This is a genomic window from Dyadobacter sp. BHUBP1 (assembly GCF_050587785.1).
In the GTDB taxonomy this organism is placed as follows: Bacteria; Bacteroidota; Bacteroidia; order Cytophagales; family Spirosomataceae; genus Dyadobacter.
This window is the reverse complement of record NZ_JBOBIH010000004.1, coordinates 114,290-129,049: the sequence shown is the minus strand read 5'-3', so window position 1 is coordinate 129,049 and position 14,760 is coordinate 114,290. Positions and strand designations below refer to the sequence as shown.

Here is a 14,760-nt window from a genome sequence, read left to right as displayed (position 1 = left end):
ATTAACGGTTAGGAGTTAAAATGACCTTATTCTCAGCTTTTTTGATCTCGAAATCGTACATGTAAGAGAGGATTGCGAGCAGTTCCTCGGCATTTTTAGCCGGGAATGACCCCGTTGCGGTGCGCGCGGCCAGCTCTTTGCCGTTTATTTTCACTTCCACCCCAAAGAGTTCGTGGATCTTCCGGGCAACTTCATACAATGGCGTATCGTCGAATACCAGCCGGTGTTCCTTCCACGCCGAATGTTCGGCAAGCTTTTCATGGGATAGCTTTTCGATGGTAATCTGACCGCTCCTTCCGACCGTCGCGTGGTCTCCCGGCAACATGGTCAAAGGCTTTTCCCCGGCCGACGAAGAGATTTCCACCTTTCCTTTGTTAAGCACCACGCTGGTCTCCCTGGCCCTGGTATAGACCACAAATTCAGTCCCGAGCACAGTAATCAAACTTTTATCAGCGTTATGGACCTTGAAATACTGATGATCGTCCGTATGCCGCACCGAAAACTCGGCCTCCCCATCCAGGTATACATGCCGGGTCGATTTCCCAAATCCCCACCGCGGAACCTTTAATGTTGAGTTTGCATTCAAAAGTACCGTACTTCCATCGGCGAGCAGGAACCTGGTTTGCTCGCCAAATGCTGTATGATAGGTACGGTAAATCAAAAATTCCTTCCCCAAAAAAGCCGCGAAACTCATCAGAAACAGACAGGCTGCTGCCCATAGCAATACCCTCGTTTTTGAAATTTTCCCGGCTGGGAGCGGCTCTGGCGGTAAAGCTTGCGGTTCTTCGTCGCGGAGCTTGGCCTTTACTTTCGTGAGTGCTTCCGCGGGATCGGGCTGAAACTGGATGTGCATTTTCTCCCATTCCTCCAACCACGTAAAATACAACTCCACATTCCGCCCGTCTGCCAGCCATTCGAGCACCATTTCTTTTTGAAGAGGTGTCGCATCGCCCGAGAAATAGGAAAAAACAATATACTTCGTCAATTCTGGCTTCATTTGTTGTTTTAATAAAATTTGTTTCGGGCCACTAAGGCCCTTCCATAGACGCATGTTTGAGTCCAACAATTCTGAAAAAGCATTAGCCCCTTTCGTCAAAGGCTGCTACCGAGTGCTCTCCTCAGTTCTCCAAGAGCCTTGCTGATATGAGCTTCGACCGCCTTCCTTGAAATTTGCAGCTTGTCCGCGATCTGCTGATAAGACATTCCATTGAAACGGCTCATCAAGAAAACTTTCTGATTCTGAGGAGGCAGCCCGTCGACTATTTTCACGATTCGCTGATAGAGCTCGTCAAACTCAACAAGCTTGTCAGGTTCCATATGCATTGATACAAGCGTACTATCGGACAACTCCTCAGCGATTTCATTCTTGAATTCCCACCTCAGGTAGGTAAGGCATTTATTCCTTACCGACATAAAAAGGTATGCCCGGAAAGAGGTGGTAATGTGAATATGTGCCGCCTTTTTCCAGAAAGCCATAAAGACCTCCGAGACAATATCCTCGGCTACCTCTCGTGAATATACGTACCTAACCGCATGGCTGCACAACGAGGTGTAATAATGACAAAACAGAAGGTCGTAGCCTTTTTCTACGTCTGTTTGAAATACACTTCTGATAAAAAATTCCTTATCTATCGTCGCATCCGAAGCTTCTTCCCGGTCCAGGTTGGATTCCGCCTGAATCAAGCTTTTGTTCGAATAATCCTGATCCAAAGTTTTATTCTGCATCTTTTTCAGTTCGACGAATGAATGTATACCATTTATCACAATGACAAAATCTTAAAACAACACCCTACCCTGGCCGACTAAATAATTTAAATTAGAAACTATCTGGTGACAAAAAACGCACGTAATGCCCCCCCGCCGAGCAGGGAGGCAACCATCTTCCGAGCGTCACACCCTATTTCGTCATGCTTTTCCGGCATCCGTGTTTTTTCTCAACAAAACCACTACCGCCAGCAAACAGCTCGTTGCTCCGAACGAGTATACCGAGGCATATCCCGCCCAACCTGCGATCATGCCTGCGACCGGCCCGGCCATTCCGAGCGAGAGGTCAAAAAACGCGGCATAGGCGCCCAAGGCGGTACCGCGCATTTGCGGAGCGACTTTCTGAATGGCCAGTACTCCCAGTGAAGGAAAGACCAACGAGAAGCCTGCGCCTGTGAGGCTGCATCCTGCAATGGCGAGCTCGGACGAGGGAGCAAAACTGATCAGCAACTGGCCGCACAGCTCGATCAGGAGCGATACCAAAGCCACACGGTAACCGCCGAAACGGTCGGGGAATGAGGAAAAGAAAACCCTTGTGAGCACATAGCATGCGCCAAATGTGACAAATGCGGGCGACGGGCTCCCCCAGCTCCGGGAATTGAAAAACAGGGAGATAAAGGAAGAAATGCAGGCAAAACCAATGGACGCGAACGCCAGCCCCAGCCCTTGCTTTGAAATACGGCCTATGATTTTGTAAAAAGGGGTCCGGATGTGCGTTCCGTCCACCTTCAATGCCGGCAACCGGACAGTGGCCACCCAGCTTATTCCGGACAGCATGATCGTGGAAGCGAACACGTACTGAATGCCGTGAGCCTGTCTCATCCAGATTGCCAAAGGCGCACCGAGAGCGATGCCGGCGTACATGGCAATCCCATTCCAGGTCATTACTTTGCCCGATCTGGGCGCTCCCACCAGGCCGATGCCCCACGTAAGCGATCCGGTCACCGAAAGGCTTTCGGACACGCCATGCACGATGCGCGCGAACATCAGGAAAACGAGCGCTGTGTAAGCGTCAAATCTGAAAGTGACGGCGCAAGTGTAAACCACGCCCGCAATGCCTACCAGTGCAATGCCGAGATAATTGCTGGTTTTAGCTCCGCTGGTATCGGTGAGCCTGCCCGAATAGGCCCGGGTGAGCAGGGTTGCCAGCGATTGCAAGCCAATGACTATGCCTACGACGAGACTTCCGAAATGCAGGTCGTTTTTGACAAAACCAGGAAGTACCCCGAGCGTCATACCCATTGTAAGGTATATTGCAAAGACCGAGATAATAATGGGCGTGATGAATTTCGCGAAGGTCTTGTCTTCGCTTGCTGCAACAATGGTGTTCATTTTTGTACCGTATGATGATTTTACGGCAGCAAAATTAACGGGTGCGACTGTCGCCCGGGGAGAGGCATTGCATGGCTATGATTGGACAAATAATGGTTTTGAATTCCGGAATGCGACTGCGGTCATGCCCGTGTGTTTTTTGAAAAACCTCGAAAAGTACGCATGATCTTCATAACCCAGCTCATAGGCAATCTGCTTCACATCCAGCCGGGTATAGGCAAGCATTCTTTTCGCTTCCAGCAGAATTTCATGATTGATGCGCTGGCTGGCTGAAAAGCCGGTGACCTCCTTTATGATTTCATTCAAGTATAATGGCGTAATATTCAGCAATGCAGCATATTCTTTCACTTGTTTCAATTCCTTGCAATGCTCGGCAACAAGTTGTTTGAAGCGTGCAGCGGTGCGATACTTCCGCCCCTCGACCGGCCCCGCCGGATACTCTGATTGCAGGATATGCGACGCCAGCAGCGTCGTAACCGAAGCGGTTAACGAACTCATCACCCCTTCTTTGAGTGCCAGCGTGGCTTGTTCAAGCGTCGTTTTGAGAATGGGTACCAGCTGGAATAGCAGATTATCGGGCGTAATAGCTGCTACTTGCCGCACATGACTGAAATTGTCGAAAATCTCGCGGTTTTCCGGTGATACCAGCCCCGGTTCAACGAACATCAGCCACCCGCTGGCCTCATTGAAGTCCAGATTATGGTGTACCTGTCCCGGTGCTATAAAGCCAACCGTCGGGCCTGTGAGCGCTACCTGGCTGAAATCCAGTTCCCAAAGGCAGTAGCCCTCTTGCTGCACGATAAAGATGTAGTGGTCGTCGCGATGCGCCGGATACGTTTCGCATTGCAGCGACTTCACGGGCACAATCTCCACCCCGACGCCGTCCAGCTCGTCCCGATGTATGTCAATAGCAGTTTTTTTCATTCCATATGATTTCGCGGAGGCTATCATTCCTCATTTCTTCATACGAGGCGCATTTAAATCAGCCGACAAAAGTACCCAAATAATAGGTTGTATTGAAAATAGTGATCGATCAGCACATACCCGGGGCGGCATAAGGTAAAAAGCACCCGGAAATTGTCGCGCCCGCACCCCTCCCGGGTATCCGGCCTTGCTTAATTTTGTCCATCATCAAACCAACAAAACAAAATGAGAAAGATCAGAATCTTCGAACACATCTCGCTTGACGGCGTCATCGAACATGATGGCGACTACACCTATGGCGCGTGGACAACCCCCTATCGAAGCCCGGCCGGCGCTGCCATGCTGTTTGAAGCCTACGGACCGAATTTCGACCTGTTGCTGGGCCGCCACACCTACGATATTTTTAGTGGGTTTTGGCCCAACGCCGGAGATTTCCCGATGGCAAACGCCATCAATGCGGCCACGAAATACATTGCAACCCATAGACCCGCCAGCCTGGAATGGGGACCGGTACAACATGTAGGCGAGAATGTTGCGGAACAGATTCGTGCACTTAAATCGACGAACGGCCCCGACCTGATTGTTGTAGGGAGTTCGACGCTGACCTCTTTGTTGCTCGACCAAAACCTCGCCGACGAAGTGGTGCTGATCACCTATCCGGTTCTGCTTGGCAAGGGCAAACGCCTGTTGTCCGACACTGTTGATGCCAGGGAACTTGCTTTTGTTGACTCCAAAGCCACACCAACAGGCTTATTGATCAACACCTACAAACATTTGGGATCTTTGAAAAAGTAATTCCTTCAAAAATCATTACCAGGAAATATTTATCGCCCTGCCCGGCGATTCACTCGTGGAGGTCAGCAGTTGAAAATTCAAATTCCATCCTTAATCCCAAAATTATGACCATAGAACAAGTAGCAACCCGTCTGGCAGACTATTGCCGCAAAGAACAATTCACCCAAGCCCTTCAAGAGCTGTATGCCGATGATGCGGTGAGCGTAGAACAATTCGAATTTCCAGGCTTTGAAAAGGAAACCAGAGGCCTGAAAGCCATGCTGGCGAAGGACGAGAAGTTTAGCGCCCTGGTAGAGTCACGCCATGGGACAACGGTATCGGAACCCTTGATTGCCGGGAGCTCGTTTTGCTTTGTCCTGACAATGGACATCAAAATGAAGGGCAGGGATCGTGACAAGCTAGTTGAACTGTGCGTGTACACAGTAGCCGATGGAAAAATTATTTCCGAACAATTTTTCATGTAACGGCCCAGGCTGCTGGAATCCTAAAAGCGCCAAAAAATGACTTTTTTCGTCTCTTTCAATCCGATAACCTTAGCTTTGCGGATTCAAACAATGAGAAGATGATTACAGTTGAAAATTTGGCCGTTGAGTTTAGCGGTTCTACCCTGTTTAGTGAAGTTTCCTTCGTTATCAATCCTACGGATAAAATTGCCCTGATGGGCAAAAACGGCGCTGGGAAGTCCACCATGATGAAAATTATTGCTGGTGAACAAAAAGCCACGCGCGGCCATGTACGTGCCCCTAAAGACGCTGTTATTGCTTACTTGCCGCAACATTTATTGACCGAAGATAACTGTACCGTTTTCGAAGAAGCAGCCAAAGCATTCAAGCAGGTTTTTGAAATGCGTGCCGAAATGGACAGGCTGAACCTTGCGCTGGAAACCCGCACCGATTACGACAGCGAGGAATACATGGCGATCATCGAGCAGGTGACCGAACTCGGTGAAAAGTATTATCAGCTGGAAGAAGTCAATTATGACGCGGAGGTTGAAAAAGCGTTGAAAGGACTGGGATTCAGGCCGGAAGATTTCCAGCGACAAACCAAGGAATTCAGCGGCGGGTGGCGTATGCGCATTGAGCTCGCCAAAATATTGTTGCAAAAGCCAGACCTTATTTTGCTGGATGAGCCTACAAACCACATTGACATTGAGTCGGTGATCTGGCTGGAAGACTTTTTGGTGAACAAGGCCAATGCGGTCATGGTGATTTCCCACGACCGTGCCTTCATCGACAATATCACCAACCGTACGATTGAAGTGACGATGGGCCGGATTTATGACTACAAGGCCAACTACTCGCATTATCTGGTATTGCGGGAAGAGCGCAGGGCACATCAGATGAAGGCGTATCAGGAACAGCAGAAGATGATTGCCGATAATTTGCAGTTTATCGAGCGCTTCCGCGGGACATATTCCAAAACCAATCAGGTATCCTCCCGCGAACGCATGTTGGAAAAACTGGAAATCATTGAAATCGACGAAGTGGACAATTCAGCCCTGAAACTTCGCTTTCCGCCTTCGCCACGGTCGGGGGACTATCCGGTTACCGTGAAAGATGTATCTAAATCCTATGGCGACCATGTCGTGTTCAAAAATGCCAGTATGTCCATTTCAAGAGGCGAAAAAGTGTCTTTTGTAGGCCGGAATGGTGAAGGGAAATCCACGATGATCAAAGCTATTATGGGCGAGCTGGATGTGGATGGAACCTGCCAGTTGGGGCATAATGTCAAGGTCGGCTATTTTGCACAAAACCAGGCAGCATTATTAGATCCGAATCTGACGATTTTCCAAACGGTAGACGAAGTTGCGGAAGGAGATGTGCGCACCCAGATCAAGAATATTCTGGGCGCATTTATGTTTCAGGGCGACGATATCGATAAAAAAGTAAGCGTACTATCCGGTGGAGAAAGAACGCGGCTTGCCATGGTGAAGCTGCTCCTTGAACCTGTCAACCTGTTAATTCTCGATGAGCCCACCAACCACCTGGATTTGAAGTCGAAAGATGTTTTGAAAGAAGCACTCAGGAACTTCGACGGAACGCTGGTGCTGGTTTCGCACGACCGTGATTTTTTACGGGGCTTATCCGAAAAAGTCTTTGAGTTCAAAGACAAACGTGTGATCGAGCATTTTGAAACGATTGACGCTTTCCTGGAACGCAACCGGATAAAAAGCATAGCAGATCTGCAACTTGCCAGGTAACCGAAGGTAGCTGATCATTCACAGCAGCAAACGGGATCGCTAAAAACCGGAAAGATGTAAGCTGTTGAAATCCGATTTTCAGCACATTGGTTTTCAATAGCTTACAATAAACATAACGTATCGAACGGCACCCGACGACACCAATTCTTGGACTTCTTCCAATAAAATCATAGTTTTCAGCTCCAAATTGAAACTTTTAGATATTAATCACTGAACACATGCTGATTTCTGGACAGAACAACCTGATCTTTCGTCCACTAGAAAAAGAAGATACCTATTCCGTTTGTTTGCTACTCGAACAATTGTCTGAATTCCCTGGCGGCGTGGATGCCATCGATATAGAAGAAAGCTGGAATAAACTTGCGGCCTGTTCCAATGCTTACGCAGTTGTAGGAATTTCCGATGACAAGATCGTCTGCTACGGCAGCGTGATTATTGAATATAAAATCCGGGGCGGAAGGTCGGGCCATATTGAAGATATTGTTGTGGATCAACAATACAGGCGAAAAGGATATGGAGATCTGTTGATAACGCATCTCACCGATTATTGCAAAGCTGCCGGCTGCTACAAAGTGATTCTCGATTGCTATCAGGAGACAGTCCCGTTTTATAACAAACTTCATTTCAATGCCACTCATTTTGGAATGTCGAGATATTTATGAGCATTGAGTACGGCTTGTGTTGATAACCAGAGTAATCTTGAAATTCCGCTTTACTTCCGATAAATCTCCGCGCCATATTGGCAATATTCGCCGATCTGAGCAGGAGCATAGTTTCCCTCTTCTTCACCGTCGTCACTGCATTTGCAAGTGATTTCAAAAAACTCAAACTGAAAAACAATCGCCTCTCGGGGCTTAGTCCACATTATGATTCCATTTAATAAGCCATACCTGACTGGAAAAGAGGCCCATTACCTCTATCAGGCAGTTTTGTCCGGCAAGATTTCCGGAGACGGGATTTTCACGAAGAAATGCCACTCTCTTTTTGAAGAGCGTTACGGCTTTCAGAAATCGCTCCTGACAACTTCCTGTACCGACGCCCTGGAAATGGCTGCTATCCTGGTGAATATCGAACCAGGCGATGAGGTGATCGCACCTTCGTACACATTCGTATCTACGGTCAATGCTTTCGTGCTAAGAGGTGCCAAAATTGTTTTTGTAGACTGCCTGCCCGATCATCCCAACATGGATGTGTCGCAAATTGAAGCGCTGATTACCCCTAAAACAAAGGTGATCCTTCCGGTTCACTATGCGGGAGTTGCCTGCGATATGGCACCTATTATGGAATTGGCCGCAAAATACGGCCTGTTTGTAATTGAAGACGCGGCTCAGGCCATCGATTCTTTCTTCGATTCCAGGCCGCTTGGCGGCATTGGCCACATGGGAGCGTTTTCGTTTCACGAAACCAAGAATATCATATCCGGCGAGGGCGGAATGCTCGCGATCAACGAACCCGGCCTGACAGAACGCGCAGAGATCATCAGGGAAAAGGGGACAAACCGGTCGCAATTTTTCAGGGGACAAGTGGATAAGTATTCCTGGGTAGACATCGGGTCGTCATTTTTGCCGTCGGATATCATCGCAGCATTTCTTTTTGCGCAACTCGAACATCTGGACGACATCCAGGCCAAACGAAAGGCCATTTGGAATCTTTACAATGAAAAGCTTGCGCCACTCTCCGGTTACGGTGTGCAGCTTCCCTATATCCCCGGGTTCGCAACCAATAACGCGCATATGTTTTATCTGGTGTGCAACTCACTCGATGAACGGACCGCGTTGATACAGTTGCTGAAAGACAATGGAATTCTGTCTGTTTTCCATTATTTATCGTTGCATAAATCCCAATTCTATGCACAAAAACATGACGGACGGGCGCTGCCGGAAACCGACCGTTATGCCGATTGCCTCGTCCGCTTGCCGCTGTTCTACGAACTGGAAACAGAAGATGTTCTCAAAATTACTGACTTGATACTCGGCTTCTACCATAATCGTTTTTCTGCATGATACTGCACCTGATGCACGACGAAAAGTTTTGTGACAATACGATCAAGAATTTCGAAAAAGTAAATCCAGGCAATAATAAATATCTTGTATTCAAAGCAGATAAAGACAAGGGGATATATCGGTTTATCAGTCATCCCGAGCTTACCTGCGAATTCTTTTATGAACACGAGAATTTAGACGATCACGTAACCGCTACACCGGCGGTCAGTGGTATCGTAGCGCATTCCATAAGTGCCGCTTTCGCGTCCGCTATTTCAAAACTGAGCAGAAAACCCAAGTTATATTGGGTCGTATGGGGTTACGACATGTATACGCTGCCGAAAATCCAGCCCGGATTGTACGCGCCGGAAACCCTGTCGTATCTGACGCGCGAAAAGCGATGGTTAAGCCTTTCCTGGACTTTAAACAAATACAAACCGCTCCGATGGCTTTTCTACACGGCCTGGGGAAAAGAGAATTTCTGGGATGTGCTCGAATCGGCGCAGCGCGAGGTGGACTACTTCGTAACTTATATCCGGGAAGATTACGAGTTATATAAAGAAAAATATCCTGAAACGAAATGTGAATTCTTCGATGCGGCTTTCTTCAATCTGAATCAGTATGTTGGGGAAGCCTTTATGGATAAAAAGATTGCCGGTAAAAATATACTGATAGGCAATTCCAACACCCCGGAATCAAATCACCTGGACGTCATTCACCTGCTCAAAAATGTACCGCTGGATAACGAGACAAAGGTATTTATTCCGCTTTCTTATGGAGAGAACAACAATTACAAAAAGGCGGTGATCCAAAGTGCTAAAAAACTGTGGGGTTCAGGCTCATCTCCATTGCTGGGTTTCATGCCCCAGCAAGCCTATATCGAGATATTACTGACTTGCGGTGTAGGCATCTTTTACCACCACCGACAGCAGGCAATGGGTAATATTATCGCTATGCTTTGGCTCGGAGCGCGTGTTTACATGGCCGGAATCAATCCAGCTTTCCGGTTTTTCAAAAGACTGGGCATCCATGTGTTTGATTTGCAGCGTGATTTCGAGATTCATGGATTGAACGCATTGACGGAAGACCAGGTTAAAACCAATCGGGCGATTCTGGCAGAAGCATTCTCTGCCGGGAAAGTGGAGCAAGACTACGAAAATCTGGTCAGGAATATTTATGAAATTAACACTCTTACATGTCACTGAAACAAAAAGCATTTGGAGCGGCAAAATGGACGTCTTTTTCAGCCGTGGCTACTTCTCTGATGCAGCTGTTACAAATCGTTATCCTATCGAGGTTTATTGACAAAGCCGATTTTGGTTTAATGGCAGTGGCTCTTTTTGTGATCGGACTTTCCCAGATATTTATGGATATGGGAATTTCCAATGCGATCATTCATAACCAAAAGGTCACTAGCAGGCAGATAAATACGCTGTTCTGGCTGAATATCTTTGCAGGTACATCCATCTACATTATACTGTACGTCGCCACCCCTTTCATTGCCGATTTTTACCAAAGCCCTGAGTTAGTCGGCATTATCCGGTGGACATCCGCTACCTATTTGATTGTCCCATTTGGCCAGCAATTTGAAACGCTGCTGGTTAAAGAACTAAATTTCAAATCGTTATCCATCCGGGACGTAATCGGGAAGACAAGCGGCCTTTTGATATCTATTCTCCTGGCATTCTGGCATTTCGGCATTTATGCGCTGGTTTACGCCAATTTGGCCCAGGCCATTGTTTCCACCTTGCTACTGGTCGTTTACGGCCTGAAAATCTTCAGACCTAGGTTCGAATTTGACTGGCACAGCCTGAAAAGCGAAGGCTTTTTTTCGTTCGGACTTTTCCAGATGGGTGAGAAAACGGTTAATTATTTTAACTCCCAGTTCGATACACTCCTGATCGGAAAATTGCTCGGCATGGAGGCGCTTGGTGTCTACAATATTGCCAAGACCCTCGCTTTCAAACCATATCAAATCATCAATCCGATTGTAACCAAAGTCGCATTTCCCGTGCTGGCAAAAATGCAGGACGATATTGGAAAACTAAGGCGGGCCTATGTTCAGATTCTGCGCATGCTCACCTATGCCAATGCACCAATTTACGCAGCCATGATCTTGCTGGCCAAACCTTTGATCATTCTCTTTTTTGGAGAAGCCTGGGTTGAATCGATACCCTTTTTAAAAATCCTTGCGGTAACCGCGCTTTGCAACAGCATTGGTAATCCGGTTGGGGCACTATTGTTAGCGAGGGGCCGTGCAGACTGGGGCTTTTACTGGAATTTGGGTATGCTGCTGTTTATGCCGCTTTGTATTTGGATAGGCAGCTCCTGGGGGCTAATAGGCGTTGCCTGGGGACTAACGCTATTCAAGATTGCTGTGATGCTTCCGGCATGGGGTTTATTTGTATACCCACTCTGCAAAGCCGGGTTTCTGGAATATTTTGGCAGCGTTGGCAAACCTATTCTGCTTGCAGCAGTCAGTTTCGCTGCCGCCTATTTCCTTTCCCCGACCGTAAGTAATAATTATCTCGCATTAGGGATAGGGCTGCTGATACTCGGTACGGTGTATGCGATCATTGGAATGCTGGCTACAAATACCCAGGAAAGGGCTTCGCTGATGCACTTCTTTGTCAACAAAGGACAAGCTGGCCAGCAAAGTTGAAACGAAAGCCAGCCGAGCTCAAACAAGGTTATGCCTTTTTGACTTTATACGCACTACAAAGAAAACCCTGCAAACGATTAATTTGCAGGGTTTTGCTATTAAAGACTTCGGTCAATCAATGCCAGGTAGCCTTCGCTGCCATGTGGATAAAATAAACACCGGCGGGCAGCGATCGGAAGTCTTTCCGAATCATGAACCAGGGGATACTTGTTTGATAAGATGCAATCGTTGGAAGCTACCGATTGGCCTTCTCCATATCGAGCAACCACTGTTTGCGCCATACCCCGCCGCCGTAGCCCGTCAGGTTGCCATCTGCTCCTATGACCCTGTGACAAGGTACCAGAATGGATATTTTGTTCATGCCATTGGCATTCGCTACCGCTCGCACCGCATTGGGGCTCGTGATCATCGCGGCTTGCTGTTGGTAGCTCCGGGTTTCGCCGTAGGGTACGGCCTGCAATGCTTGCCAGACTTTGTTTTGAAAGGCGGAGCCCACCGTGAGCATCGGGACAGAAAACGCCTTTCTTGCTCCTGCAAAATACTCCCTAAGCTCCTTTTCCAGCAATGCGAGATGCTCATTTCTTCCCTGTACGATCATTGCATTCAGGGATTTTGAGAGAAAACGGAATTCGGTTTCCAGCATTTTCCGGTCTGTGAATTCCAATAGACACAAACCTTCTTTTGTGGCGCAGGCAAACATAGTACCCAAAGGCGTTTCCAGCCTTGTCAGGTCTATCACTCGCTGTAACTTTCCTCTTGCAGGCGAAAACCCGAAAATACTCTTAAAGGATTCCCCGAAACCGCTAAGGGAATCAAACCCGGAATCAAATGCCGCGGTAGTGACAGATTGTCCCTGCTGAATATGCTTGAAAGCGGAATTGATCCGGTACATGCGCTGGTAGGCATGAAAGGTCATCCGATGATTTTTCAGAAACCAACGCCTGACTGCATTCGGTTCAAGGCCGCGGACGAGCAGATCCGCATCCTTGAATTTTAAGGCGGGGTCGCCAGTCAGTTCATCCAGGAGCGAGCGAATGGTTTCCGGCGTCTGTTGCGAATGTTCCAGCGGCCGGCAGACCTTGCAAGGCCGATACCCTCTTTGAAATGCCTCTTTTGTAGAAAAAACAAATTCAACGTTTTCCATTTTTGGTTTCCGGGCTGTGCAGGTCGGACGACAAAAAATACCTGTGGTTTTCACAGCAGTAAAGAAAATGCCTTCAAATTGGCTATCCTTTTCAATAATAGCCTGATACATCCTTTCCTTTGAAAGATTCATAGAGCCGTTTTTTTAATTGATAGCCAAAATTAGCGTGGTTGCGAACCGGCAGGCAACCGGAAAATTGACAAGTATTTTCCGGTAAACATCAAATCAATACATTACATAGTGTCGTCTGGTAACATTATCCTCTCTTTTGTATTTTAATTTCGATATTTAGAAATCAAAACCTCATTTATCAGTTTCATAACTTATCCATGAAAAAAATTCTATTGCTTTTTTTCCTGCTGCATCCTGTTGCCGGCACCTTTTCCCAATCTAAAATCCAGCTTACTGTCAATGACCTGCAAACCGGCATTGATTTCAGGACGAATACGCCGCTGAAAGGGCGCGAAATTGGCTTTGGAATACCCGTTTACCGCCTTCACCTGCTCCCCGACGAGTCCTTTGCGATAATGCTCCGCGAAAAAAAACCGGGCAAACAAATGTGGACGATGAAAGGTAACCTGTTGGTATTCGACCCTGCCAGCGGGCAGCCCAGGTGGCAGAAAAAATTCAAATATGCGCAAAGCCAGCTACTCCTGGACGGCAATGTAATGCTCCAACAGCGAGGTAACAAACTGGAAAGGATCAACACCGACAATGGCTTGCCGCTGTGGACTTCGAAGGGTATCGCTTTCAAAGTTTTTCCAGAGCTCGACCGCGCGCTTTGCTACAACTTCCAGGATGGCGGCTTCAAAGTCATGCAGGGCATTGATCTCGAAAATGGCCGATCGGTCTGGCACAGGTACGTACCGGGCACTTACGGCTGGCAAGATCTGCAAATGCTGGACGATGAAACGGCGCTGATCAAGTCGTCGGGCCTCCATTTGGTCAGGATTACCGATGGAGAGGGCTGGTCTGTGGACCGCGTCTCGCATTCCGAAAAGGTAGATATGAAACGGGTAGGGCTTGCGGTACTCACGGGCGTGGCATTAGGTGCGGCAAGCGGCGCCATGAGCGGCGGCGCATACTACGCCTATGGGATACCTTACGGCGGAAATTCCTACATGAACCTTTTCCTGGACATTTGCTCCAATCCGGTTTTCAATAAAGACACCGTTTTCTTCGCCGCGAAGAACAAAATCAGCTGCCATTCGCTGGATGGCAAAACCATCTGGTCCACTGATCTGAACGAGAAGCAAACCAGTAAATCGCATTTGTTCAGGGAAGGCGGTGTCCTGTATATGATCAACACGGGGTATGCGATGAAGTACGGCAGTCCGGCGCGTTTCGGTACGCCGTTTATTGCAGCGTTCGATGCAGCCACAGGCCGGCAGCTTTTCATGAAGGTTTGGGACGAGCGCAAAAGTTACTTCACGGACTATATGATCCAGGACCGCGACCTGTACCTCTTGTACCGCGATAAGCTCGAAGTCCACGAATTTTCGCCCGACGGGTTGACGCAAAAAAACAGGATAGAAATGCCTGACGGCAATGAAATGCATTCGTTCGTATCGGACGATTTATTCGCAAAAAAAGATTCAGCCTGCTTGCAGTTAAGTCTCGACCGCGAACATTATTATATCCGCTCGGAAGCCGGTGACATTCTGAAATTCAACAATGATTTTGTACTTGTCGAAAAAGTAGACAAAAGTATCCTGTACCAGAATTACTTCGAAAATGCAGATTTCCGGTTTGTGGGTAACGAGAAAGAAACATTCGTCGTCGATAAAATCGGCAATTTACCGGTAGCTCGCTGCGAAATCCCGGTTTACGCATCGCGCTTTGGGACGAAGTTTTACTATCGAAAGTCCAACCTCAATATCGCGGAAATGGATATGCGTCCGTTCATGAGCGTGTTCGGCAGGCCAGAATAATTTGCCGCAAGACCCATCCGGCCTGC

The 14,760-nt window shown here is 47.9% G+C and carries 13 protein-coding genes; 8 read left to right on the top strand and 5 right to left on the bottom strand.

Going from position 1 to position 14,760, the window contains the following annotated elements; translation table 11 throughout:
• Position 1 precedes the first annotated feature (1 nt).
• The 4 genes from ACQ4MZ_RS17150 to ACQ4MZ_RS17135 form a co-directional block, all read right to left on the bottom strand.
• The gene (locus ACQ4MZ_RS17150) at positions 2 to 997 is read right to left on the bottom strand and encodes a FecR family protein (RefSeq protein WP_430846623.1); all 996 of its coding nucleotides are present in this window, start codon (positions 995 to 997) and stop codon (positions 2 to 4) included.
• 95 nt (positions 998 to 1,092) lie between these two features.
• Entirely contained in the window at positions 1,093 to 1,725 is a 633-nt protein-coding gene (locus ACQ4MZ_RS17145) for an RNA polymerase sigma-70 factor (RefSeq protein WP_430846621.1), read from the bottom strand.
• A 180-nt stretch (positions 1,726 to 1,905) separates the two neighbouring features.
• Positions 1,906 to 3,096, bottom strand: a complete 1,191-nt coding sequence (locus ACQ4MZ_RS17140) for an MFS transporter (protein WP_430846619.1) — start codon at positions 3,094 to 3,096, stop codon at positions 1,906 to 1,908.
• 75 nt (positions 3,097 to 3,171) lie between these two features.
• Positions 3,172 to 4,020, bottom strand: coding sequence for a helix-turn-helix domain-containing protein (locus ACQ4MZ_RS17135; RefSeq protein ID WP_430846617.1), 849 nt, complete (start codon positions 4,018 to 4,020; stop codon positions 3,172 to 3,174).
• Positions 4,021 to 4,245: 225 nt separating this feature from the next.
• Between ACQ4MZ_RS17135 and ACQ4MZ_RS17130 the strand changes: the two genes are divergently transcribed.
• The 7 genes from ACQ4MZ_RS17130 (at position 4,246) to ACQ4MZ_RS17100 (ending at position 11,659) form a co-directional block, all read left to right on the top strand.
• Entirely contained in the window at positions 4,246 to 4,815 is a 570-nt protein-coding gene (locus ACQ4MZ_RS17130; RefSeq protein WP_430846615.1) for a dihydrofolate reductase family protein, read from the top strand.
• 104 nt (positions 4,816 to 4,919) lie between these two features.
• Positions 4,920 to 5,279: a SnoaL-like domain-containing protein gene (locus ACQ4MZ_RS17125; RefSeq protein WP_430846613.1), complete on the top strand. Its 360-nt coding sequence runs from the start codon at positions 4,920 to 4,922 to the stop codon at positions 5,277 to 5,279.
• Positions 5,280 to 5,377: 98 nt separating this feature from the next.
• Positions 5,378 to 7,015 (top strand): ABC-F family ATP-binding cassette domain-containing protein, encoded by a 1,638-nt coding sequence (locus ACQ4MZ_RS17120; RefSeq protein ID WP_430846611.1) that lies wholly within the window; start codon positions 5,378 to 5,380, stop codon positions 7,013 to 7,015.
• A gap of 218 nt (positions 7,016 to 7,233) precedes the next feature.
• Positions 7,234 to 7,677 (top strand): GNAT family N-acetyltransferase, encoded by a 444-nt coding sequence (locus ACQ4MZ_RS17115; RefSeq protein WP_430846609.1) that lies wholly within the window; start codon positions 7,234 to 7,236, stop codon positions 7,675 to 7,677.
• Between the two features lie 204 nt (positions 7,678 to 7,881).
• On the top strand, positions 7,882 to 9,018 hold the full coding sequence (gene rffA, locus ACQ4MZ_RS17110; protein ID WP_430846607.1) for a dTDP-4-amino-4,6-dideoxygalactose transaminase: 1,137 nt from the start codon (positions 7,882 to 7,884) through the stop codon (positions 9,016 to 9,018).
• Positions 9,015 to 10,202: a TDP-N-acetylfucosamine:lipid II N-acetylfucosaminyltransferase gene (locus ACQ4MZ_RS17105; RefSeq protein ID WP_430846605.1), complete on the top strand. Its 1,188-nt coding sequence runs from the start codon at positions 9,015 to 9,017 to the stop codon at positions 10,200 to 10,202. Before rffA ends, ACQ4MZ_RS17105 begins: the two co-directional genes overlap by 4 nt.
• Positions 10,193 to 11,659 carry an MOP flippase family protein gene (locus ACQ4MZ_RS17100; protein ID WP_430846603.1) on the top strand — a complete coding sequence of 489 codons (1,467 nt, stop codon included), beginning with the start codon at positions 10,193 to 10,195 and terminating at the stop codon, positions 11,657 to 11,659. The genes ACQ4MZ_RS17105 and ACQ4MZ_RS17100 overlap by 10 nt, the downstream gene beginning before the upstream one ends.
• Before the next feature lie 235 nt (positions 11,660 to 11,894).
• Here ACQ4MZ_RS17100 and ACQ4MZ_RS17095 read toward each other — a convergent pair whose 3' ends face one another.
• A complete protein-coding gene (locus ACQ4MZ_RS17095) occupies positions 11,895 to 12,914 on the bottom strand; it encodes a bifunctional transcriptional activator/DNA repair enzyme AdaA (protein WP_430847708.1) in 1,020 nt (339 codons plus the stop codon).
• A gap of 218 nt (positions 12,915 to 13,132) precedes the next feature.
• On the opposite strand from ACQ4MZ_RS17095, the gene ACQ4MZ_RS17090 reads away from it, so the two are divergent.
• Positions 13,133 to 14,734: a PQQ-binding-like beta-propeller repeat protein gene (locus ACQ4MZ_RS17090; protein WP_430846601.1), complete on the top strand. Its 1,602-nt coding sequence runs from the start codon at positions 13,133 to 13,135 to the stop codon at positions 14,732 to 14,734.
• Positions 14,735 to 14,760: the final 26 nt, after the last annotated feature.